The 25,151-nt window shown below is 46.7% G+C and carries 22 protein-coding genes; 6 read left to right on the top strand and 16 right to left on the bottom strand.

Annotation, left to right across the window (positions count from 1 at the left end; genetic code table 11):
* Positions 1–9: 9 nt before the first annotated feature.
* From LBQ00_06420 to LBQ00_06430, 3 genes are all read right to left on the bottom strand, one after another.
* Positions 10–885: a xanthine dehydrogenase family protein subunit M gene (locus tag LBQ00_06420; protein ID MDR2018485.1), complete on the bottom strand. Its 876-nt coding sequence runs from the start codon at positions 883–885 to the stop codon at positions 10–12.
* A 110-nt stretch (positions 886–995) separates the two neighbouring features.
* On the bottom strand, positions 996–1,256 hold the full coding sequence (locus LBQ00_06425) for a hypothetical protein (protein MDR2018486.1): 261 nt from the start codon (positions 1,254–1,256) through the stop codon (positions 996–998).
* Between the two features lie 1,035 nt (positions 1,257–2,291).
* Positions 2,292–2,786 (bottom strand): hypothetical protein, encoded by a 495-nt coding sequence (locus LBQ00_06430; protein ID MDR2018487.1) that lies wholly within the window; start codon positions 2,784–2,786, stop codon positions 2,292–2,294.
* Positions 2,787–2,976: 190 nt separating this feature from the next.
* Here LBQ00_06430 and LBQ00_06435 point away from each other — a divergent pair, with 190 nt between their 5' ends.
* The 3 genes from LBQ00_06435 to LBQ00_06445 are packed head-to-tail and all read left to right on the top strand — an operon-like array spanning position 2,977 to position 4,709.
* On the top strand, positions 2,977–3,489 hold the full coding sequence (locus LBQ00_06435; protein ID MDR2018488.1) for an HNH endonuclease: 513 nt from the start codon (positions 2,977–2,979) through the stop codon (positions 3,487–3,489).
* Between the two features lies 1 nt (position 3,490).
* On the top strand, positions 3,491–3,979 hold the full coding sequence (locus tag LBQ00_06440; GenBank protein ID MDR2018489.1) for an HIT domain-containing protein: 489 nt from the start codon (positions 3,491–3,493) through the stop codon (positions 3,977–3,979).
* Positions 3,963–4,709, top strand: coding sequence for a nucleoside phosphorylase (locus tag LBQ00_06445; protein ID MDR2018490.1), 747 nt, complete (start codon positions 3,963–3,965; stop codon positions 4,707–4,709). Before LBQ00_06440 ends, LBQ00_06445 begins: the two co-directional genes overlap by 17 nt.
* A gap of 105 nt (positions 4,710–4,814) precedes the next feature.
* Here LBQ00_06445 and rplC read toward each other — a convergent pair whose 3' ends face one another.
* On the bottom strand, positions 4,815–5,456 hold the full coding sequence (gene rplC / locus LBQ00_06450) for a 50S ribosomal protein L3 (GenBank protein MDR2018491.1): 642 nt from the start codon (positions 5,454–5,456) through the stop codon (positions 4,815–4,817).
* 164 nt (positions 5,457–5,620) lie between these two features.
* On the opposite strand from rplC, the gene LBQ00_06455 reads away from it, so the two are divergent.
* Together LBQ00_06455 and LBQ00_06460 are read left to right on the top strand one after the other, a co-directional pair.
* A complete protein-coding gene (locus LBQ00_06455; GenBank protein MDR2018492.1) occupies positions 5,621–7,369 on the top strand; it encodes a YgiQ family radical SAM protein in 1,749 nt (582 codons plus the stop codon).
* Between the two features lie 72 nt (positions 7,370–7,441).
* Positions 7,442–8,044 carry a lytic transglycosylase domain-containing protein gene (locus LBQ00_06460; GenBank protein MDR2018493.1) on the top strand — a complete coding sequence of 201 codons (603 nt, stop codon included), beginning with the start codon at positions 7,442–7,444 and terminating at the stop codon, positions 8,042–8,044.
* Positions 8,045–8,082: 38 nt separating this feature from the next.
* Here LBQ00_06460 and LBQ00_06465 read toward each other — a convergent pair whose 3' ends face one another.
* Positions 8,083–9,453, bottom strand: a complete 1,371-nt coding sequence (locus LBQ00_06465) for an FAD-binding protein (GenBank protein ID MDR2018494.1) — start codon at positions 9,451–9,453, stop codon at positions 8,083–8,085.
* An 876-nt stretch (positions 9,454–10,329) separates the two neighbouring features.
* On the opposite strand from LBQ00_06465, the gene LBQ00_06470 reads away from it, so the two are divergent.
* The gene (locus LBQ00_06470; GenBank protein ID MDR2018495.1) at positions 10,330–12,024 is read left to right on the top strand and encodes a glutamine--tRNA ligase/YqeY domain fusion protein; all 1,695 of its coding nucleotides are present in this window, start codon (positions 10,330–10,332) and stop codon (positions 12,022–12,024) included.
* A 722-nt stretch (positions 12,025–12,746) separates the two neighbouring features.
* Here LBQ00_06470 and mazG read toward each other — a convergent pair.
* From mazG to bamA, 11 genes are all read right to left on the bottom strand, one after another.
* Entirely contained in the window at positions 12,747–13,505 is a 759-nt protein-coding gene (gene mazG / locus LBQ00_06475; GenBank protein ID MDR2018496.1) for a nucleoside triphosphate pyrophosphohydrolase, read from the bottom strand.
* On the bottom strand, positions 13,481–14,725 hold the full coding sequence (locus tag LBQ00_06480; GenBank protein MDR2018497.1) for a hypothetical protein: 1,245 nt from the start codon (positions 14,723–14,725) through the stop codon (positions 13,481–13,483). Before LBQ00_06480 ends, mazG begins: the two co-directional genes overlap by 25 nt.
* A gap of 121 nt (positions 14,726–14,846) precedes the next feature.
* Positions 14,847–15,377, bottom strand: a complete 531-nt coding sequence (locus LBQ00_06485) for a DUF374 domain-containing protein (GenBank protein ID MDR2018498.1) — start codon at positions 15,375–15,377, stop codon at positions 14,847–14,849.
* Positions 15,370–17,133, bottom strand: coding sequence for a lipid A export permease/ATP-binding protein MsbA (gene msbA, locus LBQ00_06490; protein MDR2018499.1), 1,764 nt, complete (start codon positions 17,131–17,133; stop codon positions 15,370–15,372). Before msbA ends, LBQ00_06485 begins: the two co-directional genes overlap by 8 nt.
* Positions 17,117–18,292, bottom strand: coding sequence for a lipid-A-disaccharide synthase (gene lpxB, locus LBQ00_06495; GenBank protein ID MDR2018500.1), 1,176 nt, complete (start codon positions 18,290–18,292; stop codon positions 17,117–17,119). The genes msbA and lpxB overlap by 17 nt, the downstream gene beginning before the upstream one ends.
* Positions 18,264–19,184 (bottom strand): Gfo/Idh/MocA family oxidoreductase, encoded by a 921-nt coding sequence (locus LBQ00_06500; protein MDR2018501.1) that lies wholly within the window; start codon positions 19,182–19,184, stop codon positions 18,264–18,266. The genes lpxB and LBQ00_06500 overlap by 29 nt, the downstream gene beginning before the upstream one ends.
* Complete coding sequence (gene lpxA, locus LBQ00_06505) at positions 19,175–19,948, bottom strand: acyl-ACP--UDP-N-acetylglucosamine O-acyltransferase (protein MDR2018502.1); 774 nt, start codon at positions 19,946–19,948, stop codon at positions 19,175–19,177. The genes LBQ00_06500 and lpxA overlap by 10 nt, the downstream gene beginning before the upstream one ends.
* A 78-nt stretch (positions 19,949–20,026) precedes the next feature.
* A complete protein-coding gene (fabZ, locus tag LBQ00_06510; protein MDR2018503.1) occupies positions 20,027–20,467 on the bottom strand; it encodes a 3-hydroxyacyl-ACP dehydratase FabZ in 441 nt (146 codons plus the stop codon).
* Positions 20,454–21,488 (bottom strand): UDP-3-O-(3-hydroxymyristoyl)glucosamine N-acyltransferase, encoded by a 1,035-nt coding sequence (lpxD, locus tag LBQ00_06515; protein MDR2018504.1) that lies wholly within the window; start codon positions 21,486–21,488, stop codon positions 20,454–20,456. Before lpxD ends, fabZ begins: the two co-directional genes overlap by 14 nt.
* Entirely contained in the window at positions 21,485–22,024 is a 540-nt protein-coding gene (locus LBQ00_06520) for an OmpH family outer membrane protein (GenBank protein MDR2018505.1), read from the bottom strand. The genes lpxD and LBQ00_06520 overlap by 4 nt, the downstream gene beginning before the upstream one ends.
* Positions 22,025–22,036: 12 nt before the next feature.
* Positions 22,037–24,289 carry an outer membrane protein assembly factor BamA gene (gene bamA / locus LBQ00_06525; protein ID MDR2018506.1) on the bottom strand — a complete coding sequence of 751 codons (2,253 nt, stop codon included), beginning with the start codon at positions 24,287–24,289 and terminating at the stop codon, positions 22,037–22,039.
* Positions 24,290–25,151: the final 862 nt, after the last annotated feature.

Genomic DNA, 25,151 nt, shown 5'->3' on the forward strand with positions numbered 1-25,151 from the left:
TAAACCTCCCTACCCTAATTTGACAGCCTGTTCCCAAGCCTGTTTTGCCAAACGCTTCGTCAGGACTTTGATCAGGTGCCGTCTGAAATCATCGGATGCATGGATATCGGACACAGGATCCGCATCTCCGCCTGCGGCCTCGCCGGCCTCCGCAAAGATGGCATCATCGGGCTTCTTGCCAATAAGAACCTTCTCTGCACTTTTCGCGCGAATCGGTGTTACTCCCGCATTGCCAAGTACAACTCTCGCGTCGGTGATCATTCCTGATGCGTCTACAACCACTTTCGCAGCCACACCCACGATGCCCATGTCATTCTGTAGAAGGTTAAATTTCTTGTATACACATGCGGTCTTCGGGGTCATAGGAGGAACCTGGACCTCAAGGATCATTTCGTCATGTTCCATTGCAGTTTCAAACAGGTCGGTATAGAACTCTTCAAGTTCCATAACCCTCTCACCTTTATTCGATCCCACCTTTATTTTTGCCCCTAGCGCAATCAGCACGGGAGCCGGGTCGCCTGCAGCGTCTGCGTGAGCCAGGTTGCCACCGATCGTTCCCCAGTTACGCGTCTGAACTGAGGCAAGTCTTTCTTCCATTTTAGGCAGAATAGAATATTTCTCTTTAAGCAGCGCCGACGTTTCTATACTCTTGTGGGTTGTAGTAGCGCCCATTTTTAGACCTTCTTTGTCGTCATACTTGATATAATCAAGCTCTTTCAAGCCTTTGATGTCGATCAGGTGGTTCGTGACAATAAGGCCCTGCCGCATGACAATAAGCAGTGATTGACCGCCGCAGATAATCTTACAATCGTCCACATGATCTGAAAGCATGGTCAACGCTTCCTGGACCGTGCCTGGTCTTAGGTACGTAAAATCATGTATCATGTTTATCTCCTTTCCGTAATACTTTCTTAGCTGTTTTTAAACCGTAAATTTAGCCGCCGCCAACAGTAGTTTCTTGACAAGTCCTGATTGCTCGCCCTTGAACCTGCAGCTCACTCTGTTTGACTTTTCCACACTATTTTTGCTTCCGTGAGGTTCTCCTCCCTTTCTTCAAGGTCCTTGAGCCGCATGTTGCTATAGATAAGCTCCTGAGGAAACTCAAACTTCAGATGGGCGCATCCGTACGTCGGCTTCGGTCTGGCTGCCTTTAGGTGCCTTGCTGCTTTACAAATCTGCGAATGCCTGCCAATGTAAATTGGGCATTCTTTGCACAATTTATTTGAAAACGGACAGGCTCCTGAAACTCTTGTCATCTACTTGCTCACCTCCTTTAGTAATTTTATTTTAACTGCCACTCCTAAAACTGCAATATGAAATCGGCACTTACGGCGCCGCTATTTTTATTAGTGAATCGGCTCTATCAAAATAAATTATCTGTTTTGACTATACAACAATATTTGTATTCATATCAAGATATTTCTCAATTATACATCTCGGTTTTATGTTCCTATTCAGAAACACCTCATTACCTCATTCCGTTCAGTTTGCTTGGATTCCAACAGCCCACTTTTAGCTACATCCAGTTCCCGGACTTCACCTCGATAAGGCGATCGCCAGCGCACTTCCTTCACTCTCTTAATTGTCTGAGGATATCCTTCTTTGTTGCCATTTCGGCATCGTGAGTTCCTTCTGGTTTTCTCACTCCTTAAACGGCTTCATCCACACTCAGCGTATTCCACAAATTTATCGCGTACCAAGGATACCTACAGATAGTATACCCATAGAGAATCAAATTCGTCTTTAACTGTGAGCATCCATTTGTGGCAGTCCGGTCCATAATACAACGGTCCCTAAGGTGCATTGGCTGGTAAGGGACTAAGAAACATTCCTTTTTATATTCATCTTTGAGAAGGATTGGTGCCACGGAGATCTTGTTTACATCAAGATGATAAAAATGGTTGTTTGCCAGAAAAAGAAGCCCCCCTGCCAGTGAAGGGGGGGGATGGCAGGAGGGGCTGTCCAAAACGCCCTACTAAGAGGTATCTCAGACATATATATCATAACACATTTCCACGTTTACTACAAGCTTTCTCTAAAACAGGCGGTTCACAGGAGATACACGGAACGAAACGCCAGTTCTGCCGGCCCTAACTGCAGAAAGGCCCTGCTGACGGTTCGATTCCTAGATCCCATAGTGCGCGTAACTCTTTAATAGAAGGGAACTATTTACCGTACTTTCAAGGAAGAGGGAGCAAAAATTTGCAACACCTGGCCCCAATCTAAACAACCCGCATAAAATTACGTTTCGTAGTAGGACGATTATTAGAGCCAACAAGTTCTTCCCGGGATCAGGACCTTTTCTCTCGAGAGCCAAGTTTCTTTGCTGATGCTTTTTCCTTCTCCTTTTTCTTTGCCTCAGTCATCTGTCTTTTTTGGCTGGTTAACTCGGCCTGATGTTTCTGATGGGCCTTTACCGCATCAATCTCGGCCCGCAATTGCAGGATTTCAGACTTCAATTTGTTGCGTTCTCTATTGGAGGCTTCGATTTTGGCATCGGAACTCGTCTGGAAACCTGCCAGTTGCCCTCCTACTCCTTTTAGCTCACTGACCTCGGTGGCGAGACCAGACACTGTATTCTCAAGAAAGAGCAATCTAATCCCGACAAGAACGATCAATATAACAAGGATTATAGGAAAAACCGGCACTTTTTTGAGGACAGACGGCATCTTGCTACCCTTAGGCGGCACTACCTTTGTCTTTCTTCCGCGATCCGCGGTATATCCTCCGGGAACGTCTATGTCATTCATCAACACAGCTTTATCATCTTCATCAAATACCGGCATTTTCGCTCTCCTTTTATATATAAGTCTACCGATAATTATCACAGTTCATCCTCTCATGCCACAAAAATCGTCTCCTTTGTACTGAACTGCCCGCAAACAAAGGGATTCCAGAATGTGAGACTTACGGTCCACAGGTGAACCCCGAAAATTCTTGACAATCGCGGCTAAAAACGTTAATTTTCAGCAGGTTATGGATAGGACCCTCCTCCTTAATACCAGTTTTGAGCCGATAAACGTTCTACCATGGAAAAAGGCGGTTACCCTTATATTTCTCGGAAAAGTTGAGGTCTTAAAAGAATACGAACGGGAAATAAAGGGAGTATCCGCCACCATGCGACATCCGGCAGTAATCAGATTGCTCAGGCTTGTACGAAACCGTCACATAAACGTCAAGTTTTCAAGAAAGAATATTTTCTTAAGGGATAACTACACTTGTCAGTATTGCGGGAAAAAATTCGAACCCAAAAGCCTGACATGCGATCACATAATTCCCCGGTCAAGAGGCGGTACAGCGGAATGGACCAATATTGTCACGTCGTGTCTCCACTGCAACGTCAAGAAGGGCGACAAGATGCCGGATGAGGCAGGCATGAGTCCTCGAAAAAGACCATCAAGGCCTCGCGGATTTTATATGCTTATGCTCCTTGTGGGCGTAAATGTAATGCCTGATTATTGGAAAGACTATATATTTTCGAGGGATTAATATGGAAAAAATTTGGGCGCCATGGAGAATGGAATATGTCGGCAGTGAGCCAAAGGATGACAAAAAGTGCTTCCTTTGCATTGATGAAGTCGATGATGAACAGTCGCTCGTCGTGGGACGGAAAGGCAGGGCCTTCGTGATTATGAACCGCTACCCCTATACGAATGGCCATACGATGGTCGTTCCGGCAAGACACGTTGGTACGCTGGAGGACCTGCCCGACGAGGAGGCTCTTGACATGATCCGGCTCGTGAAGATCATGTCAATTATCTATAAAAGAGACTTCAACGTCCATGGTCTCAATATCGGTATAAACTCAGGGCGGGCGGCTGGTGCGGGTCTGGAGGAGCACTTCCACATTCACATTGTACCCAGATGGTTCGGTGATACCAATTTTATGCCTGTCATGGGAGACGTGAGAGTCATCTCCGAACACATTATGGACTCATATGAAAGATTAAAGAGAAGATTCGTTGAACAGGCGCTTTGATCCTTCCCGTCCAGTCTTATCCCCCCATGATATAATCTATGCCTTCACAAAAAACTTGTCGGATGATCTTGCTCTCCCCAAGAGGGCAATAGTTACCTTCAATAAAGGAGATCTGAATTACATCCTGAGTCAATCAAAAGGCATACCGGTGGAGGCTTGGTCACGTTTCAGACAGATATACCGTCTCAATGGCTTTAAGACGGTTATCACTCGCTCTTATTTCGGAGGACCCAATATTTCAGCCCTCGTGGAAGAACTTGCCGCTTTCGGGGTGGCAGAGTTCGTGATGTGGGGGTATTGCGGTGGAATTGATCCGGCTTTGGCGATAGGAGACATCCTCGTGGCTACGGGTGCTCTGCGGGAAGACGGTGTTTCTTTTCACTATATGGAGGGCAATGACGCCATGGTATCTTCCAGCTGGCTTAATTCGTGGGTGACAAACGCAAGAGATGAAGGATTCCACTCAGGTACGGTATGGAGTTGCGATGCCATCTACAGAGAAACGGCTGGCAAAGTTATGCGATACAGGGAACTGGGTATCAGCGGCGTGGAGATGGAAACTGCCTCTTTTTACAGCGTATGCAATTACCTTGGAATCAGAGGGATCGTCTTTCTCGTCGTGTCTGATTTACTTACTGAAGATTCCTGGACACCAGGCTTCCGAACGAAGTCTTTCAGAGCAGGCGTGAAAAAACTTGCGCAATTCATTCTCAACCAGGCCATATGCTAATCGGCAATAAAAAAGAGGCCGATACTCCGTCGGCCTCTTTACATTCTTGAATCGCCCTAAACCGAACTTATCTTTTCGGCTTTCAGACAGAAACTACCTTCACCGCTACTTTTTCACGGCTTTTTTTATAATCACAAACCCATTACTGGGACCAGGAATAGCTCCCTCAACCATAAGAATATTTGTGTCACCTCGTACATCTATCACCTTCAGGTTCTGTACCGTAACCCTTTTCGAACCCATATGCCCAGGCATTTTCTTTCCTTTAATGGTACGCCCCGGCGTCATGTTCTGCCCGATAGAACCTCCATGCCTGAAAAACTCATGCGTGCCCCGTGACGCAGGCGCCCCTTTAAAGTGATGTCGTTTTACAACGCCCGCAAACCCCTTACCTTTCGATGTACCCGTCACATCTACAAACTCTCCGGGCTCGAATATTTCCACCGAAATCTCGCCGCCAAGTTCATAGGCTTCCAGTCCCTCCGCATCAACCCTGAACTCCCTCAGTAATGCCCTTGGCAAAACATTCGCTTTTTTAAAGTGACCGTTCGCCGGTTTATTTACCCGTTTCACCTTTTCTATTTCTTCAAACCCGAGTTGAATCCCATCATATCCATCACCGGAGACGGTTTTTTTCTGCACCACCGCACATGGACCAGCCTTAATTACGGTCACAGGTATAGCGCTGCCGTCCTCCCCGAATATTTGTGTCATTCCGAGTTTTCTACCAAGCAATCCAATTCCCATTTTCCTTCACCTCCGAAAAGTTTAAAATAATAGTAAAAAAAGATAGTAAAGTCAAGGAGAAATACGGGTAACCCCTTGAAGGGATGCACGTTATGAATAGCTAATACACAGTCTTGCAGTACAGAGTACCATAATTTCACCGGATTCTGTTACAATATATCGACATGACTGATATGCTGCCTGCAAGCAAAGAGGATCTGACCGCACGGGGATGGGAAACTCTTGATATTATTCTGGTCACCGGAGACGCCTATGTGGATCACCCCTCATATGGAGCCGCCGTAATAGGAAGACTCCTTGAGTCGGCAGGTTTCAGGGTCGGTATCATTGCCCAGCCGGACTGGAAAAGTGTCGACGATTTTACACGTTTAGGAAAACCAAGACTTTTTTTCGGAGTCACTTCCGGGAATCTTGATTCTATGGTGTCCAATTACACATCCCACAAAAGACGAAGAAAGGTGGACGTCTACTCTCCAGGAGGAAGACCGGGTCTAAGACCAGACCGGGCCGTAATAGTCTACGCAAACAGGATAAGAGAGGCTTTCCACGACACGGCCATTGTCATAGGCGGCATTGAGGCGAGCCTCAGGAGGATGTCCCATTACGACTGGTGGGATAATAAAGTGCGTAGGTCCATTCTCCTGGACACAAGAGCCGATATCCTCGTCTACGGGATGGGTGAACGGCCGATCGTCGAGATCGCCCGGCGCATGACGGAGGGAGCCGATCTTTACGGAATTCCCGGCACCGTCATCGTAAGAAAAGAGGCGCCTCTGTCCGATGGCCCCATTCACATGCCGACCTACGAAGAGACCAGGGATGACAAGAAGAAGTTTAGCTCGGCATTCAAGATTTTCTATGCGAACCAAGATCCTTTCACCGGAAAAATTCTCACCCAACGTCACGACAGGCGATATGTAATCCAGTTCCCTCCTTCCCCTCCCCTCTCCAGAGATAACCTGGATGCCATATACGGACTTCCGTTCACACGAACAGCTCACGCTTCACATAAGGAAGACAAACCGCCTCCCGGCCTAGAAACGGTCAAATTCTCCATAATTTCTCACAGGGGCTGTTGCGGTGCCTGCAGTTTCTGCTCATTATCGCTGCATCAAGGCATGATTGTCCAGTCGAGAAGCGAGAAGTCCATCCTTGACGAGGCAAAAAAAATCTCCGAAATGAAGGACTTCAAGGGCACAATTACGGATGTGGGAGGTCCTACGGCCAACCTGTACGGGTCACAATGTCCGTTATGGCTGGAAAAAGGTCATTGCGGCAAAAGAGATTGCCTGATCCCGGTGAAATGCAAAAACCTCAGGCTCGGCTACAGGGAAAGCATGGAGCTTTATCGGACGATCCTCTCTCTCCCAAAAGTCAAGCACATGTTTATAGAAAGCGGTATCCGGTACGACCTCCTTGTCGACAAGGAGACAACGGATTATTTCGAATACCTCTGCCGGCATCATGTTGGCGGTCAGATGAAAGTTGCCCCAGAACATTCGGTGGATTCGGTTCTAAGGGTCATGAACAAACCTGACTTTCAGGTCTATCAGAGATTTATCCACAAATTCAAGGAGATACAGAACCGGATCCGGAAGGACCAATATGTGGTGAACTATTTTATAAGCGCACACCCGGGAGCGACAATAGAGAATGAAAATAGCCTCTCAATGTATCTCCGGGAACGAAAGATGCATCCCGAGCAGGTTCAGGATTTTACCCCCCTGCCCTCCACTGTGGCAAGTTGCATGTACTACACTGAAGAACATCCCTTTACCGGAGAAACCCTACATGTGGCAAAATCCTTTGAGGAACGGGAGATACACAGGGCTCTCATCCAGCGCAGACATTCAAAGAACAGGAGGCCAGCACATAACATATCGAATTCATTATCTAATAGCCGCCGCAAATAGAATGATTGCCAAAAAATTACTTGACATTTATCAGAGCAAAAGTTAGTAATATTTCTTATGCGATTGTTTAGAATGTCAAAATTTACCTCAATCTCCGTGATAATAACCGCTGTTTTGCTTTTTACCGTGGTCACAGCGGTCCGGGTGTTCAGCGATGAGATCCGCAAAGACGATGCCTACGTTAAAGAAAAGATCGTCGATTATCTCAAATCAAAAAAGGTACGAACTTCCGAAGATAAACTCAAGACGATAGCCGACAGGGTTTATGAAGAATCCCGGGAATGCGGCGTTGACTACAGACTCATTCTTGCAGTGATGAAGGTGGAAAGCAATTTCAGGAGTGATGCTGTCTCAAAGCGCGGTGCACGGGGGCTTCTCCAGATAATGCCATCTCTGGCGCGACACGTTTCGAAAGACATGGGCATACAAGTGAAGGGATCAAAAACGCTCAACGAGCCGGAAAAGAACATAAAAATAGGAGTAAACCATATCTCAAGTCTTCTGGAGAAATTTGAGAACCTGAAGACAGCCCTTCATGCGTATAATGTAGGGTCTTATAAGATCAGAAATAAAGTGTCCAAAGATTATGCTCCCGACACGCCTTTCACCAGAAAAGTGCTACACGAGTATAACCAAATGCTCGTCGTTCTCCCCGATCTTGAGGAAGAGGAATAGTTCACATTCAAGGCGCCTCCGGTCTAGGTTTAAGCCATTTAAACGAAAATCTTGCCCGGGTTCAGTATGTTGTTGGGATCAAAAAGCTGTTTTATTTTTTTCAGGACTGTAATGATTTCGGAAGAAAGTTCCATATCAAGATAAGCGGCCTTGGAGATACCTATCCCGTGTTCTCCGGACAGGGTGCCTCCGAGCTTCAATGCCTCGGTGAAAATCTCTTTCACCGCTTTCTCCGCTTTTTCCCTGTCTTCTCTCGTATCTTTTATCATAATGTTCACATGGAAGTTGCCGTCACCGGCATGGCCAAAACTCAGAATAGGTATGCCGAACCACTTCCCCATCTCTTCAAGGGCATGGATGAGAGCGGGAATATTTGAACGGGGTACTACCACATCTTCAGCTATCTTCACTGGATTTATATTGAAGAGCGCCTGTGAAAGAGTGCGTCTCGCCTGCCACAACTTATCTGCCTCCTTCGGGTTTCTGGTCATACGGCAATCTACTGCCCTATATTCAAGCATAATTTCTTTCACTTTTTCAGCCTGGGAGTTGATGGATTGTTCATCGCCGTCCACTTCAATAAGAAGGAGACCACCCACATCCTCTGGAATACCCATAGGGTTGGCCTGCTCGCTGCAACGGATCGAAGCCCGATCCATAAATTCGATGGTAGAGGGCACAACCCGCGCGGCAATCGTGGCAGAGACTGCCTCTGCGGCCTCGTCGACCTCTGCAAATAAAGCCAGGATCGTGGCTCTCGCCTCGGGCAGCGGTATCAGCTTAAGGATGATTTTCGTTACCACACCGAGCGTCCCTTCGCTGCCTACGAAGAGTCTGGCAAGATCATAACCCACTACTCCCTTCATGGTTCGAACTCCAGGATTGATGATTTCACCGGTTGGGAGCACAACCTCTAGGCCGAGCACGTAGTCCCGTGTGACGCCGTACTTCAACGAATTAGGTCCCCCGGCGCACTCCGCGATGTTCCCGCCTATGCTCGAATATTTATATGAAGCCGGGTCGGGAGGATAAAAAAGGCCATGTTTCGCAGTCTCCTCCTGAAGAATAAAAGTGACTACTCCCGGCTCCACCACTGCTATCAGATTCTTTGGATCGATTTCGAGTATTCTGTTCATCCTAGTAAAAGAAATAACAATCCCTCCAGACAGAGAGATGGAACCTCCGGTCAATCCGGTACCAGAACCCCTAGGAATCACCGGGATCAGATGTGTATTGGCCAGAATGAGAATACGAGATACTTCATCTGCCGACGAAGGAAGGACCACCAGATCCGGGACTGCTCCGTCTGTTCTCGCATCATATGAATAGCACCGTCTCTCCTCAAGGGAAGCGCGGACATTTTCCTGCCCCACAATGCCTGCAATCTCATCGATAATTCTTTTTTCCATTTCTTCCTCTTATTCTCCGTAGCATCGATTAATGGGCAAGACCCCTGCCACCAATTAGGTGCCAGACCGCCTATAGATATTATACAAAAAACCGTTATAAATCAAGGGGGAATGGGTGGCAGGGACAGTTCCTTCGGCCCAAAAAGTGGTAGGCATTTTTAAGAACCTGTTTCTTTAAGGAGCTTTTGTGATACCTTGTCCAGTATATGAATTGAGGAAAAATGAAGAGTGCCTTTATAGAGATTGACCCCATGGGCTGCCAGAAAGATGGTCTTTATGCCAGCGTTTGCCTAAAGGTTTTCTCGGAAAAATCCCTCGGTTCCACCACGACTACTGAGCGGGAAAAATTCTGTAACTCCTGTGGTCATTGCGTAAAAGTATGTCTTTTCAAGGTAATAAAGGCGCATAGCTACTGTCCGGCCGAGCGACTCCACGAGTCAAAAAAACAGTCTCATGCCCGGCTATGGTTAGATCTATGAATTGATGTGACAAGGCGCTCGACAAAACAGTTCCGGGATAAATATGTGGAAAACAAAACCATCAAGAGAATGATTGACTACACCCATTTCTTATAGGAAAGCATACTTCAGAGATAATACCATGATGGACAGGTGAGTTCGGCTCATAATGCATGCTTACCTCCCACCCTCTCGGGTCGGGTAGCCTTTACACAGGTTATATTGTCACAGACCTGGGTTGCTTCGTTTGATTAATACTCCCACCCAACATCTATGCCAGATTAGCGCTCGTAGATCTGGAAATGAGATTTCCACAAAATCATTCGATTGAAAGAAATCTTTCGCTATGGTAATAAATTAGCAAATTTTGCCACAACATCATTGGCTGTACGCAAGAAAGAGGAGGATAATACCCTGCATGATTGATACCGAGGCTACACCTCAAAGCGACTTTATCCGTGAGATCATTGAAGACGATCTTACGACGAACAAAAACGGGGGTCACGTTGCCACACGCTTTCCTCCTGAACCTAACGGCTATCTCCATATCGGTCATGCCAAATCAGTGTGTCTCAATTTCGGAATCGCCGCCCAGCATGGCGGTACGTGCAATCTTCGCATAGATGATACCGATCCGAGCGGTGAATCCCTTGAATTCGTGGACTCCATAATTGAGGATGTTCAATGGCTCGGCTTCGACTGGCAGGACCGACTCTTTTATGCTTCCGACTATTTCGAGAAACTTTACGAGTTCGCCGTAATGCTGATCAAGGCGGGTAAAGCATATGTCTGCAGTCTTAGCGCGGATAAGATCAGGGAGTATCGTGGAACTCTGACGGAACCTGGAAGAGAAAGCCCTTACAGGAACCGCTCGGCAGAGGAAAATCTGGATCTCTTCAACCGGATGAGGGCAGGCGAATTTCCGGACGGCGCTCACGTCTTAAGGGCAAAAATCGATATGTCGTCGCCCAACATCACCATGCGTGACCCCGTCATTTACCGGATCAAGCGATCGCCCCACTATCGGACCGGCTTACAATGGATCGTATACCCCATGTATGATTTTGCCCACTGCCTTTCCGATGCGTTAGAGAACATCACCTACTCTATCTGCACTCTTGAGTTCGAGAACAACCGGCCTCTTTATGATTGGATAGTGGATCAACTCATTTCTGAACCCCAACCCCGGCAGATTGAGTTTGCCCGTCTCAACCTGAGCTACACGGTTCTGAGCAAGAGAAGGCTCATTGAGCTGGTGGAGCAGAAATCTGTGAAAGGTTGGGATGATCCCCGGATGCCCACCATCGCGGGAATGAGAAGGCGCGGATACACGCCCCAAGCTATCAAGGATTTCTGCACAAGGATCGGGGTGGCGAAAAACGACAATCTGGTTGACATGTCTTTACTCGAAAGTTGCGTCCGCAACGACCTAAACGAGCATGCACCCCGCGTCATGGTGGTGCTCAGACCTCTTCGTCTCGTGATCGATAATTATCCCGAAGGGCAGGTGGAAAGTTTTGAGTGTCCCAATCATCCTCAGAATCCCACCTTTGGAACACGGATGGTACCATTTTCCAAAGTTCTATACATAGAAACCGACGACTTCGTGGAAGACCCTCCCAAGAAGTATAAACGCCTAAGTCCAGGCAAAGAGGTCCGCCTGAGAAACTCATACGTGGTGAAATATTCAGGCACAGTGAAGGACGATAAAACAGGCGAAATAGTTGAGGTGCATTGCACTTACGACCCTGCAACAAGAAACGGCATCCCTTCTGACGGGCGTAAAGTCGAAGGCGTCATTCATTGGGTATCGGTGGATCATTCAATTGCCGTCGAAGCTAGATTGTATGATCGCCTGTTTCTGGTACCCAATCCAGCAGCCTCGGGCGATTCATTTTTCAACCATCTCAATCCGGCATCACTGCAGACAGTGGCAGGGTGCCGCGCCGAGGTAAGTCTTGATGTTGCTAGGCCAGGAACTATGTACCAATTTGAAAGGCTTGGATATTTCTCTGTTGATCCCGTTGATTCATCTGCAGGAAAACCCGTTTTCAACCGGGTAGTACCTCTTCGTGATTCCTGGGCCAGATTGTCGGAGCGGGAAAAAGGTTAAGTTATTCTGCCCGGAAGGATCGACAAGTCCCGCTCAGGACATTTATTCTTCAGGGCAGATGGAACATCTCTGGGATTACTTCGGAAAGAACGGGTAATATAATATATCCATGACCTCAGGGATAGTTTTGTAGCGCTCTTTTCTGGTTCACACATTTTTTTATACTTCTTGGACAAACACCGCCCGTTCCAGCACCTATTATGTGGAAACTGAGGATCCTCGCTCCAAACATTAGCCCATGCCACGCGCGTTTCATGGTCTGAGGCATGGGCGAACACACCTTTCCTGCGGCATCCCTATAGCCCATATATCAGGCTTGCTCGCTTGAAGGTAGTCATGGACGGCGTCCATTTAATGCCTGTTTTTTTCAGCCTTGAGTCGGTCCGCATTCGATTGCCTTCCAGAGGCAACGAGCATCGTATCTCCCTTGAAGTGTTTTTTCTTTTCCTGTCCTGCAGTCTTTCGCGGTAGTAGGTGCAAGGTAAACGCCTTGTAAACCAAAACCACGCGATCAAGCTCAAGCTTCCACCGATCGCAATGACATCATATTCCTTCATCCCACACCTTCTAACAGTAATGACACCGGACGTCAAGAAAATTATGAGGATCGTGAGAAGCCATAGAACAAAATAACCAAAGACTTGCAAGAAGCCTATCAATCCGCTCTACTACCCACAACCTGATCTGACGTTCCCCTGATATACACAATACGATAAGAAGTGTCAAACTGAGTCTGAACGTAGGTAAGCCTTAGCCTCGTCCCACAACTCGTCCATTTTTGCTAAAGAAGCGGTTTTCAAGTCTGTCTTCTGCTCTACGTAATTGAATCTCCTGATAAATTTATCACACGCAAGCCGTAACGCATCTTCAGGGTCGATCCTCTGAAACCTCGCAATATTTACCATGGTAAAAAGCACATCGCCTACCTCTTCCCTCACGGCACTATCTGATCCTGAACGCTCAGCTCTTTCAAGCTCTTCAAGTTCTTCTGACATCTTTTTATGAACGTCGGCCAACTCCATCCAGTCGAACCCGGCCTTTGACGCCCGCCTAGAGATAACATATGCCCTGAGCAGGGCTGGCATTATGCGGGGGACATGGGATAGAGGAGAATAATCGGCGTTTTCCTCTTTTTTCAGCTCTTCCCACCTTTTTTCAACCGACACACCGTCGTGGATCCCTTTGAATACATGTGGGTGCCGATGATACATCTTCTCATGAGTATGAGAGACCACATCCTGTATGTCAAACAGTCCTCTTTCTCGGCAAATCTGGGTTATAAATACGATATGAAAAAGCAAATCGCCAAGCTCTTCTCTTAGAGCCTGTCCGTCATCCCTTTCGATTGCATCTATCAGCTCATACACTTCTTCAAGGAGGTATGTCTTGAATTCCTTAACCGTCTGCTTCTTGTCCCACGGGCATCCCTTATCACCACGAAGAGTCTCCATGAGATTTACGAGTTTTGAGAATTCTTCCATATCACCTCCATGATAGCATCAGTGACCCGCTCCATAACCTGCTTCTGCTCCATGACAATCTTCTCCCCTGCATCTCCCATTCTTTTCCTCATTGTCTCGTCGGTCAGAATACACTCCATTTGAAGAAATAGTTCCTCCCCTGTTTCCACCGTGACTCCCGCTTCACGCTCAATGATTTTGGCGGCTATCTCGCGGAAATTTTCCGTATAGGGACCGAAAATTGCGGGAGTTCCGAAAAAGAGCGGCTCCAGCATGTTCTGACCTCCATAGGGAGCCAGACTTCCGCCCACAAAAGCGACCGCGCTCTTTGCATATATAGAGAGGAGGTCTCCAACAGTGTCGACTATTACGATGGATGGCTTTGCATCTGGAAGCCCACTGTACACGGAATATCTCATCGTATCAAAGGACTCTGCAAACTGCTCTTCAAGGAGCCCTATAAGATGCAGTTCTCTTGGCGCCACAAAAATAAGGAAGTCAGGAAAGCGTCGTTTTAATCTCTTTATGACAGGCGCTATTATGTATACCTCTTTTTCCTTCACGCTTCCGAAGGTAATTATGTTACCTTTTGAAGCACCGCCCCCACCTTCCACATTCCGATAATATTTCATGTTACCCGCATTGACCACTCTCGAAGGGTCCATGCCGATCTCCACATACCGCTCCCTGTGCCCCTCTGATTGGGCTAGCACAAGATCAACATCTGAAAACACCCTTCTCATAAAAAAAGAGAACCGCTTGTATTGCTTCACAGTGCTGTCCGATATCCTCCCGTTCACAATCACAACCGGAATACCTCTCTTTCCAGCGTACCATATAAGATTAGGCCAAATCTCCGTCTCCACAATGACCAAGGCCTTAAAGTTGACGCCGCCGGCAAACCTTCTTATGGAAAACGGTATGTCAAAAGGGAGGGAGTATGCGTGAACGTTGCTCCCTGCTTTGGCCCTCAGAAAGTCTCTGGTATAATACGTATTGGTAGTGACAAGAAATTTTTCCCTGCAGTCCTTCCCGCGCACGCAGTTCAGAAGGTTTTCGGCAATTACCGCTTCCCCCACCGAGGCTGCATGTATCCAGAGGGCCTCTGAAAGCATTGTTTTGGTTTTGGCAGGAAAAAGCCTTTCGCCGAGTGTCCTCCGTATTTTCGGGCTGGCCAAGGAAAAGAAAACAAAAAAAGGAAGAAGCAGATGTATCAGGATATTATATATTATCTTCCACATGCCATTTCGTCTGCGTTGTCCGTCAAAGCGATGAGTTTTTCCTCAAGTTCAATCCTCTTGACTTCAATGTCTTCGGTGGTATCGTTCTTTCCTGCATAGATGGGATCACCCCAGATTATCACTACTTTCGAGAATAGGCGGGGAGCAACGAACCGATCCCAGGAATTAAAAGTTTTTTTTTACTTGCGCCGAAGGTAAGAGGCACTATTGGCTTTCCAGTAAGTTTGGCCAGTTCCACGATGCCTTTCTTGACTTTAAATCGCGGGCCTTTCGGGCCATCCGGGGTTATTGCCACATCAAAACCACGTCTGAGATCACGCATGATCTCTCGCAGAGAGGAGACGGTCCCCTTCCTGTAAGAACCCCTGATGGCTCCAAGGTTAAAATAGGCCATGGTTCTGGCGATAAATTCGCCGTCCCTGTGTCTGCTTATAAGAACCTTGCCCTTCCCGCGCTTGTTCGCAAAGGGCATCATGAGAAGTCTCCCGTGCCAGAAACAGACGATAGCATTCTCTCCACGCTCCCACATGGCACGGAATGCTTCGCTGTATACATAGTCAATCCTCGCTGTCATTCTGAAAAAAAGAAGGAAAAGATAAATTATGGGAGGCAACGCGTTAAGCATGATCATGTATTTCAGTTTTTTAAACACTTTTAGCTCTCTTTCCCATTTTAATGATTTTTTTCTCTGGAGGTTCCCTGAATTGTATATCATAAAGGCTTTTGTACGGCCCATCAATCATTATGAGGTCATCGTGTCTTCCTTGCTGGATAATCGTTCCGCCGTCAAGGACTATTATTCGGTCGGCGTTCATCACGGTGGAAAGCCGATGAGCTATGATGATCGTGGTTCTTCCTTTCATTAGGTTTTCCAAGGCCTTCTGGACCTCCATCTCCGCCTGGGTATCCAGAGCGCTCGTGGCCTCATCAAGAATAAGTATCGGGGCATCCTTGAACAAGGCCCGCGCAATGGCGATCCTCTGTTTTTGACCCCCGGAAAGACGCACCCCCTTCTCACCGACCATGGTATTATATCCTTTGGGCTGCTTCAAAATAAAATCATGGGCAAAGGCCATCTTGGCAGCCTGTTCGATCTTCTCCTGATCCTGGACCCCTCCATAGGCTATGTTGTTTCCTATAGTATCATTAAAAAGTATGACATCCTGTGTAACTAGGGCGATATTTTTCCTGAGGGAGCATAAGGTGACATCTCTGATATCAGTCCCGTCGATCTCCAGAGAACCTTCAGTCACATCATAGAATCGCGGCACTAGATTGGCCAGCGTCGTCTTCCCTGTTCCGCTTTTTCCTACAACCGCAAGGACCTCATTCTTGCTTATCCTCAGATTCACATCCATAAGTACCATTTTCTCGTCGTATTTGAAATAAACGCCCTTGATATCGATTACGCCCTCAACCCTCTCAAGTTCGATGGCACTCTCGTTTTCCCTTATTTCAGGCTCACGGTCAATGATCTCAAAGACTCTCTGACTAGCAGCAAGCCCCTGCTGTATATTATGATTTTCCCTGTTAAGTCTCTTTATGGGTTCGTACAGCATGAGGAGTGCCGCAGTGAAGGAAAAAAAGTTACCAGGTGTTGAGTTTCCTGCAATTACCGCTTTTCCACCATACCAGATAATCACAGCCATTGCAATGCCACCCAACAACTCCATGATCGGATGAGATAAAGCTCTTACTTTGTAACGTTTCATATTGGCACTAAAAAGGTCCTCGTTTTCCAGCCCGAACCTCCTATTCTCATATTCCTCCATGGAAAAAGCCTTCACGACGCGTTGTCCTGTAATCGTTTCGTGGAGAAAATTGGTCATCTTCGCCATTGATCTCTGGGTTTTTGTACTGATCTTTCTCAATCTTTTCCCAAAGGATACGATGGGATAGATGGCAAATGGCAGAACAACGAAGGCTATGGCGGCAAGTTTCCAGTCTCTGTAGAATACAACAAAGATGAGGCCAAAGATGCTGAAAGCGTCAAGAAGAACTGCTGTGAACGCATCAGAGACGGATGTCTGAATGAGGGTAACATCGTTCATGATGCGCGATATACTTACTCCGGTAGGTGTCTTATCAAAAAATGAAAGAGGCTGTCTCTGAAGACGGTCGAACAACAGATTCCTTATGTCCGTTACTACTTTTTGCCCCACGTAGCCCATTAGATACGCCTGCGCGTAGGTAAAGACTCCTTTAGTCAGGTAAAGGAGAACTACTCCGAATGGGATGAGAAGGAGCATGCTTGCGTTTTTCTCAAAGAAAATATTGTCAAGGACAGGCTTCACCACATAAGCTGTGAGTCCGTTAGCACCTGCCACCAGCGCCATAAACACCATGGCAAAAGCCAACTTCATCCGGTAAGGCTTCAGAAAGCCTAACAATCTAAAATATAGCGCCATATCTATCCTCTAAAAATCGTACAATCGACTCTCCGGCCAAATGATATGAATCTTCGGAACTGAGCCTTCTCTTTATCTCAGTCATCCTTTTTTCAAGTCCCTTTCTTCCATTTTTTAACATATAGAGTGTCTTTTCCACAATATCTCCTGTGCTTATATGCTGGATGAACTCTGGAAATATTTCTTCACCCATGATGATATTGGGGAGACTGATATACTTGACCTTTACAAGCGCTTTCGCAACAACATAAGATAATTTGGAGACTTTGTAGACCACTATCGTAGGGGTGCCGAGAATGGCCGCTTCCAAGGTCGCGCTGCCTGAAGCCATAATGGCGGTATCGGAATAGGACAGCGCATCATAGGAAAGTCCTCTTATGGGGATAACCGACCTCCCGACAGAATATTTTTGGATAATCCGGTCTTCAATGCTGTCGGCAAGAGGAAGGAGAACCTTGAGATTATCTACGCGCATCACCAGTTCATCCGCAACCTCAAGTAGTAGCGGCATATGTCTCGTAAACTCGTTTTCCCTGCTACCCGGCATGATGGTAACCATTGCGTCACCTTCTTTCGCACCCACCATATCGAGAAATTCTTGCCGTCCGAGTTTTGGCTTCACAATGTCCGTAAAAGGATGACCGATGTAGGTGACATCAACTCCGTGGCTGTCATAGAAAGCTTTCTCAAAAGGAAGTATACATATCACATGATCCACAAATTTCTTGATCTTCTTGATCCTCGATTCACGCCACGCCCATAACTGAGGCGGTATAAAATAGATTACTGGTATACCTTCTTTCTTTGCCATGTGCGCAATTTTCAGATTGAATCCAGGAAAATCGACGAGAATGATAAGAGAGGGTTTCTCCTCTATAAGATGCTTTTTCAATCTCCCGTATGCCTCTCTGATATATCTGAGTTTTACAAATATTTCACTTAAACCCGTAAGAGATATGCGTCCATAGTCGTAAATAATCCTGACACCCGCCTCCGCAAGTCGGGTACTGCCTACTCCGCTAAATTTGATGGGCAGCAATCTAGTTATCGCCTTCACGAGATGCAGGGCATGAATCTCTCCGGAAAGTTCGCCGGTCACGAGGACAATCTTATTATTGAAACTTCTGAATTCAGGACCGGCTTGCAATGTACCGATCAATCGAGTCGGCAAGCATAAGGGCGTTCAACCCATCCTCACCCGTGACGCTTGATTTGATTTCGCCTCTGACAGACTGAATAAATTCGGTGAGTTCGTGTTTCACAGCGTCCGCATTTGCGGTTTCATATTCCACCGTTTCCATATTACCGTCACCACCTCTGGAGGCAATCGTCAACCGCCCGCCCAGAAGGTCAATAGAATACTGCGTTTCTTTCTCAAAAACAAGCAATCGCCTCTCCTTTCCTACGGCAACCCTGCTCGCTGTGAGATTCGCAACGCAACCATTTTCAAACTCTATTCTTGCATTTACCATATCAAGTTTTTGGCTCAGAAACGGAAATCCATGAGCCTGGACTGCCTTCACTCGATCTTTAACTATGGAAAGAACGAGATCAATATCGTGGATCATAATATCAAGCACAACGGTTACATCCGTGGACCTTCCGGTAAAAGGACTGACTCTCACTGCCTCGACATACACTGGTTTCTTGATTGCCGGCAAGGCTTTCGCAAAAACAGGATTGAATCGTTCGAGATGACCCACCTGAAACACAAGACCTTTCTTTTTTGCAAGATCAATAAGCTCTCTGGCCTGCTCGACGGTAGAAGTCACCGGTTTCTCAATGAAGACGGACGCCCCATTTTCTAGGGCGGCTTTTCCGACTTCATAGTGAGACTCGGTCGGAGTAGCTATTACCACCGCATCTGATTGTCTTACAATATCTCTATAATCAGTGAAACAGGGGATTTCGTTTTTGGGTAATACCTGACGCGTCCAGGAAGTATTCACATCCACCACACCCAAAATTTCGATGTCTTCCATGGCGCTCAGTTTCTGCAGGTGTATCCTGCCCATGTGTCCCGCGCCGACTAAAGCTATTTTCAACGGCATATACCCCTCTTTGAAGATTTAATAAATTCGATAAGACTATTTACATGTTGGTGTTCTCCGGATATTTCTTCCTGAACAACCCTGAGCGATGTACTGAGCGGCAGGGATGACCTGAAAATAATCCTGTACGCCTTCTTGAGCTGAGTAATATCTTCTTTAGCGAATCCTCGGCGCTCAAGACCCACTACGTTGAGTCCGTACAATTTGGCCCGGTCGCCTGCCGCGATTACAAAGGGGGGCACATCCTTCGGCACTCCGGTTACTCCGCTTATGAATGAGTATTTACCTATCCTGCAGAATTGGTGTACCGCGCAAAGTCCGCCGAATATCACAAAATCGGCAATCTCCACGTGACCTGCCAGCGTCGCGCAATTCGCCATGATTACGTTGTTGCCCACCTTGCAATCATGGGCAATATGGGCATAGGCCATAATGAAGTTATTGTTGCCCACACTGGTCACCCCACCACCGTGCTCGGTCCCCCTGTTTATGGTCACATATTCTTTTATTGTATTGTTGTCTCCCATGACAAGGGTCGTCTCTTCCCCTTTATACGATATATCCTGAGGAGAACCTCCAAGAGATGCGAATGGACTTATAGTACAGTTTTCACCTACCTGAGTGTCTTTGTGCAACACCACATGGGAAAGTAATCTTGTTCCCCTACCAACCCTCACCTTTTCTTCTAAGATGCAGTACGGTCCAATGTGAACATCTTCGCCAATCTCTGCGTCTTTGTGTATTATTGCAGTAGAATCTATCAATATATCTTCTCCCTGTCCGCAACGGATGTCGTAACTTAAACCCCGGACTTGGTATTCCTGCCTTTGAGTCTTCCCTCTCTAGCCGTCTTCCGGTTCTTTCTTTAACATCGCCATTATCCGTGCCTCTGCGGCAACCTCGTTTTCAATGGTCGCCTCTCCCTGGAATATCCAGATACCCCTCTTGTGTTTTACCACATCCACTGTGAGTCTCAATTGATCCCCAGGCACCGCCGGCCTTCTGAAGCGGGCATTATCAATCCCAATAAACAGGACCGACCCTTTCGTGTCAGGAAAACTCTTGAATGCGAGAACTCCTCCCGTCTGAGCCAAGGCCTCAATAATAAGAACACCTGGCATAATAGGTCTGCCGGGAAAGTGCCCTTGAAAGAATGGCTCATTGAATGTCACGTTCTTTATACCTACGATCCTTTTCTCTCGATCATACTCCAAAATCCTGTCTACCAGCAAGAAAGGGTACTTGTGGGGCAAGAGCTTCAGGATCTCGTTAATCTCTACCATTTTCAACCTCCAGATGGAGTTTCTTCTCAATCCGCTTCATCGCAGCAAAAAGTTTCGGCAATCTTTTCAGATAGCCCTGGAGTTTTGCCCACTCTCTGTGGGGCATATGAGGCGTACCCAAAATCAGTGAGTTTTCGGATACGTTACTCGTGATACCTGTTCCTCCGCCTGCTTTTACATTATCGCCGACCGTGACATGATCTCTAACCCCCGCCTGGCCAGCAAGCACCACATTCCTACCGATGACCGCACTCCCCGCGATACCCACCTGGGAAACAATGATAGAGTTTTCACCCACGGAGACGTTATGGGCGATCTGCACAAGATTATCTATCCTTACCCCTTTCCCTATCAAAGTCTTTCCGAGAGACGCCCTGTCAATGGTTGTATTTGCCCCTATTTCCACATCGTCTCCTATTTCCAGAGCACCAAGCTGAGGAATCTTCGCATGGCTCTTCCCGTCCCACATGTAACCGAACCCATCGGCCCCCAGCACCGCCCCCCCATGGACTGTTACTCTTTTGCCAATGACCGTTCCATCGTACACAGTCACGTGGGGATGGATAGTGCTTCCCTCCCCTATTCTCACATTTGCCCCTATATAAACAAAAGGGTATATGGTCACATTCCGCTCAATGACGGTACCTTTTTCTATACAGGCGTATGGATAGATCGAGACCCCATCAGAAATAGCCGCACCATCAGAAACCACGGCCAGAGGATGTATTTTTTTTATGTGCTCTCGTGGCGAGTCAAACAGCTCGGCGATTGTCAAATATGCAAAGGAAGGGTTCTTCACTACGACCAGATTCCTTCCTTTTAAGCCTTCAACGTCTGTTCCTTCTCCTATAACAATAGCAGACGCTCTGCATCCCGTCAGAAGCTTCCTGTATGCAGGATTGGTAAGAACAGCTATCTCACCTTCCTTCGCCTCCCCAATCGTCGAAATACCGGAAAGGAGCACATCCTCTCCAAGAAGATGTCCCCCTACCTGTGCCGCAATTTCCTTAAGACCGATCATTTCTTTGTAGCAGGCTTTTTCCTTGAAGCCTCGTTATAGAGGGTAATGACTTTACTCGTCACATCCAGACTCGGACTACCAAACAGAATTCCAGCCTGGCTCTTCTCCAAAACCATAGAGTATCGCTCTTTTTCGCCCATACTTTTCACAACTTCTTCGAGCTCTTTCAGTATCTTTTGGGTAAATTCCATATCCTTTTGCTGTAACTCCCCCTGGTAGTCATTTGCCAGTCTCTGGTAGTCCTTCAGCTTGGCCTGATACTGTTTATCCTTCTCGGCCCTCGCTTCTGACGTTATCATCGCACCCTGTTTTTCCATCGCATCCTTCAGTTTCTGCAACTCATCCTGCTTGGCGTCAAGATTTTTTTTCAGTTTCTCGGCCTCATCCGTAAGTGATTTCTTCGCTTCTTTGCCCTTCTCTGACTCAAGCATTACCATTTGAAGATCGACATATACGACATTCAATGACTGGGCGAGAGCAGTCATAGGAAGACAAAACATCACGGCTACTGCCACAACGATAGATACCTTTTTCATATATCCTCCAGTTTAGTACTGTGTACCCATTGTAAAATCAAACACACTCCCTTTTTCGTCTTTCTGCGGATTCAGGTTGAATCCGAGTTCTACCCTGATCGGCCCCATAGGTGAAAACCACCTGAGACCAACACCAGCGGTTTTTTTTGCACCGCTTAAGACCCAACCGCCACTCCCTTCAAATCCTGAACCCACGTCAAAGAACAGGACTCCTTTTATTCCCGCAGGCTGATAGATCGGATAAATCCATTCGAAGTTGAAAAACAACTGGTTCGAAGCACCTATCGGATCACCATTTGTGTCTCTCGGCCCAGCATATCCGTATTTGAAACCTCTTACAGTATTTATGCCACCCACATAAAATTTCTCGTAAAGAGGGAGCATCTTACCGCCGTAAGGCCTCAATATGCCCGCTGTCCCCCGCACAAAAAAGATGCTTTCCCAGAATCCTGTCGGTATATACATGGAATATGCGCCAGCTCCTCTCTGAAACTGATTATCTCCAAAGAAGGGGCCACCCGCCAATTCGTAGCTTATCTCATATCTTGAACCTCTCGTGGGATTCATAATGTTGTCTATCCTGTTGCTGAGAAGGCTCACAGCAACACTGCTTGTGGCTAAAGTCCCCTCCTGTTCTCTAATGGTTGGACTCGCATTGAAATCAATATTGGTCACTTGGGTTTTTTCGTACCTGTATCTCAAGCCCGCCTTAATGAAGTCGGTGAGTGGCCTCAGGAACTGAACGCTTCCTCCGATCTGCTTGTAATCGTAATTGTCCATGATTCTTCTGAAGTTGAACGCTGAAAAAGCTGCAGAGATATTCCGGTCAAAAAGATACGGCTCCACAAATGTCAACCTGAATTGCTGCGTAATGCCACCAACGGAAGCAGTAAGAAATGCTTTTCTACCTGTGCCGAGAAGATTCTCCTGAGACACAGCCCCTGTGACGATGGGGCCTTCCGCAGTGCTGTATCCTACACCCATATTCATGCTACCAGTCGGTTTTTCTTCTACTCTGACATCAATGTTAACCTTGTCTGGTTCGTCGGTCTTCGCGATCTTCATATCCACATCTTTAAAATACGTGGTGTTGATCAACAGCATTCTGCCTCTCTTCAACTTAGAAGCAGAAAATCTGTCCCCTTCGGCCAGTCTCATCTCTCTTCTCACCACCTTATCCCGCGTTCTGATATTGCCGAACACGTTGATCCGATTTACAAAAATTTCATGCCCTTTTGCGAACTCAAAGGTAAGATCGACAGTCTTCATTTCGTCATTTATTGAGGTAAGCGGGGTTACGTCACAAAAAGCGTATCCTTTGTCCTGATAAAGGTCGGTAAAGGTAAGTATATCGTTCTGGTAAGACGAAGCACTGAAGGCTTGTCCCGTTTTGGTTTTCATCACCTTCAAGAGCATCACATCATCATAGAGCAGGTCACCTGTAAATTTTATCGCTCCTGTCTTATAAAGTTCGCCTTCGTCAATGGGTATTGTTACGCTTATCGATTTTCCATCTTTCGAAACAGTTACATCGGGAACCTTGACTTTCACTTTTACATAACCGTTGTCGTGGTAATACGCTTCCAGACGTTTCCTATCATCTTCAAGGCTCTCCTCATCAAGAATACCGGATCCGGTGACCCACGAGAGTATGCCTTTCTCTCTCACTTTCATTACCGATTTAAGTTTATCGGCTTTAAACGCATTTATGCCTGTGAACTCTATCTTCCGCACATATGCCTTTTCTGGTTCGTCAATGAGAAACCTAACAACCGCCCGGTAGCCTTCTTCGTACGAAATCTCGTAACCTACTTTCGCGGCGTAATAACCCTTGCTACCGTACAACTTCCGTATTTCATCCATGCTTTCTTTTATCTTCTCGATGTTAAGTACAGTGTTGGTCCTTATCTTAAGCTTCCCTCTTATCTCCGATGTCTTTACCTGCTTGTTGCCTGACACGTAAATCGCCTGTATTGGCGCTCTTTCTATTACTACAAAGGTGACGATCTTCCCATTGTCTGAATCCTTCACATCAATCTGGACGTCGCTGAAAAAACCAGTCCTATAGATGCTTTTCATATCTTCCCTGATTTTTTCGAGATTGAAGGGATCATTTTCTTTGGTTTTAATGGCATTAGCTATGAATCCTTTATCAACACTCTCGTTGCCGGTTATTTCGATCTTGACAATCTTCTCTGTTTCCTGGGGCTTGGCAAACTCCTCCCGTATCCAGGTCTCCGGGGGCTTTATAATCTCCTCCTCCATTACCGCGTCCTTTGCCAATCCGGCCACAGGTAATATCACCGAGAGAAGACATAAAAATATTATCAAGCTTTTCATCGTGCAGCTTGGGAAAGTCATACCTTCACTACGCTTCCGTCAAAATTTCCACAATTAGCAAAACTAACAAAAAAACATCTCATTGTAAAGTAAAAAGACAGGCGGTCGACTTACCCACGCATCCTCGTCAATACGGTTCACGACTGTTTGCCTGGAACCAACTTCCACAACCATTACCAAATTTCTAATCTCTATAATTGACCTCCATGGATACGTTCGCTCCTAGGGTAATAGACCATATGGCCCTCAAAACAATTGCTACGCGCATGGTGGTGTCATTTTTCCTTAGAATAAACGGGAGCAAAGCCAATAACAAGAGATTTCCGAATCAGGTGTTCGTCAAGCTCTCCCATCCGGTTACCTATTCGTCTGCTATACCGTTGAAATGATTGATATCTCTGGTCTCTTTATACAAAAAACATGATCTGTTTCAGTATCGGGCACATTGCCGATCAATGTAGCTGCGTCGGTAATTGTGACGGTCCCGGAGATCACCGCACCGAGGCATATCTCGACGTAATATTTGGATCAACGTCAACTGCGGCTAACAAACAATGGCAAAGAGGGCAAGAAGACTGATCTTACTGAGGCTGACCTGTGTGGCGTCAAGCTGATCAATGCCGTAATTCACGCCCACTATTACCTTCTCTTCATTCAACATAAACTCAACAGCCAACACCGATCAGTTTTCCCGCTAAACCAGTTAGACATATCGGTATCGTTGTACAAGCTTCATTGTCAATACCGGGTGTACTTTTGGAAACACGGCAGCTTCGCTCCTGTTTCT

The sequence above is a fragment of the Syntrophobacterales bacterium genome (genome assembly GCA_031274925.1).
Lineage (GTDB): Bacteria > Desulfobacterota > Syntrophorhabdia > Syntrophorhabdales > Syntrophorhabdaceae > PNOM01.

Excerpts from the sequence above, each read along its gene's own strand:
- LBQ00_06420 (MDR2018485.1), bottom strand. The coding sequence starts at position 885 with ATGATACATGATTTTACGTACCTAAGACCAGGCACGGTCCAGGAAGCG.
- LBQ00_06425 (MDR2018486.1), bottom strand. The coding sequence starts at position 1,256 with ATGACAAGAGTTTCAGGAGCCTGTCCGTTTTCAAATAAATTGTGCAAA.
- LBQ00_06430 (MDR2018487.1), bottom strand. The coding sequence starts at position 2,786 with ATGCCGGTATTTGATGAAGATGATAAAGCTGTGTTGATGAATGACATA.
- LBQ00_06435 (MDR2018488.1), top strand. The coding sequence starts at position 2,977 with ATGGATAGGACCCTCCTCCTTAATACCAGTTTTGAGCCGATAAACGTT.
- LBQ00_06440 (MDR2018489.1), top strand. The coding sequence starts at position 3,491 with ATGGAAAAAATTTGGGCGCCATGGAGAATGGAATATGTCGGCAGTGAG.
- rplC (MDR2018491.1), bottom strand. The coding sequence starts at position 5,456 with ATGGGAATTGGATTGCTTGGTAGAAAACTCGGAATGACACAAATATTC.
- LBQ00_06455 (MDR2018492.1), top strand. The coding sequence starts at position 5,621 with ATGACTGATATGCTGCCTGCAAGCAAAGAGGATCTGACCGCACGGGGA.
- LBQ00_06460 (MDR2018493.1), top strand. The coding sequence starts at position 7,442 with ATGTCAAAATTTACCTCAATCTCCGTGATAATAACCGCTGTTTTGCTT.
- LBQ00_06465 (MDR2018494.1), bottom strand. The coding sequence starts at position 9,453 with ATGGAAAAAAGAATTATCGATGAGATTGCAGGCATTGTGGGGCAGGAA.
- LBQ00_06470 (MDR2018495.1), top strand. The coding sequence starts at position 10,330 with ATGATTGATACCGAGGCTACACCTCAAAGCGACTTTATCCGTGAGATC.
- mazG (MDR2018496.1), bottom strand. The coding sequence starts at position 13,505 with ATGGAAGAATTCTCAAAACTCGTAAATCTCATGGAGACTCTTCGTGGT.
- LBQ00_06480 (MDR2018497.1), bottom strand. The coding sequence starts at position 14,725 with ATGTGGAAGATAATATATAATATCCTGATACATCTGCTTCTTCCTTTT.
- msbA (MDR2018499.1), bottom strand. The coding sequence starts at position 17,133 with ATGGCGCTATATTTTAGATTGTTAGGCTTTCTGAAGCCTTACCGGATG.
- LBQ00_06500 (MDR2018501.1), bottom strand. The coding sequence starts at position 19,184 with ATGCCGTTGAAAATAGCTTTAGTCGGCGCGGGACACATGGGCAGGATA.
- fabZ (MDR2018503.1), bottom strand. The coding sequence starts at position 20,467 with ATGGTAGAGATTAACGAGATCCTGAAGCTCTTGCCCCACAAGTACCCT.
- lpxD (MDR2018504.1), bottom strand. The coding sequence starts at position 21,488 with ATGATCGGTCTTAAGGAAATTGCGGCACAGGTAGGGGGACATCTTCTT.
- LBQ00_06520 (MDR2018505.1), bottom strand. The coding sequence starts at position 22,024 with ATGAAAAAGGTATCTATCGTTGTGGCAGTAGCCGTGATGTTTTGTCTT.
- bamA (MDR2018506.1), bottom strand. The coding sequence starts at position 24,289 with ATGGAGGAGGAGATTATAAAGCCCCCGGAGACCTGGATACGGGAGGAG.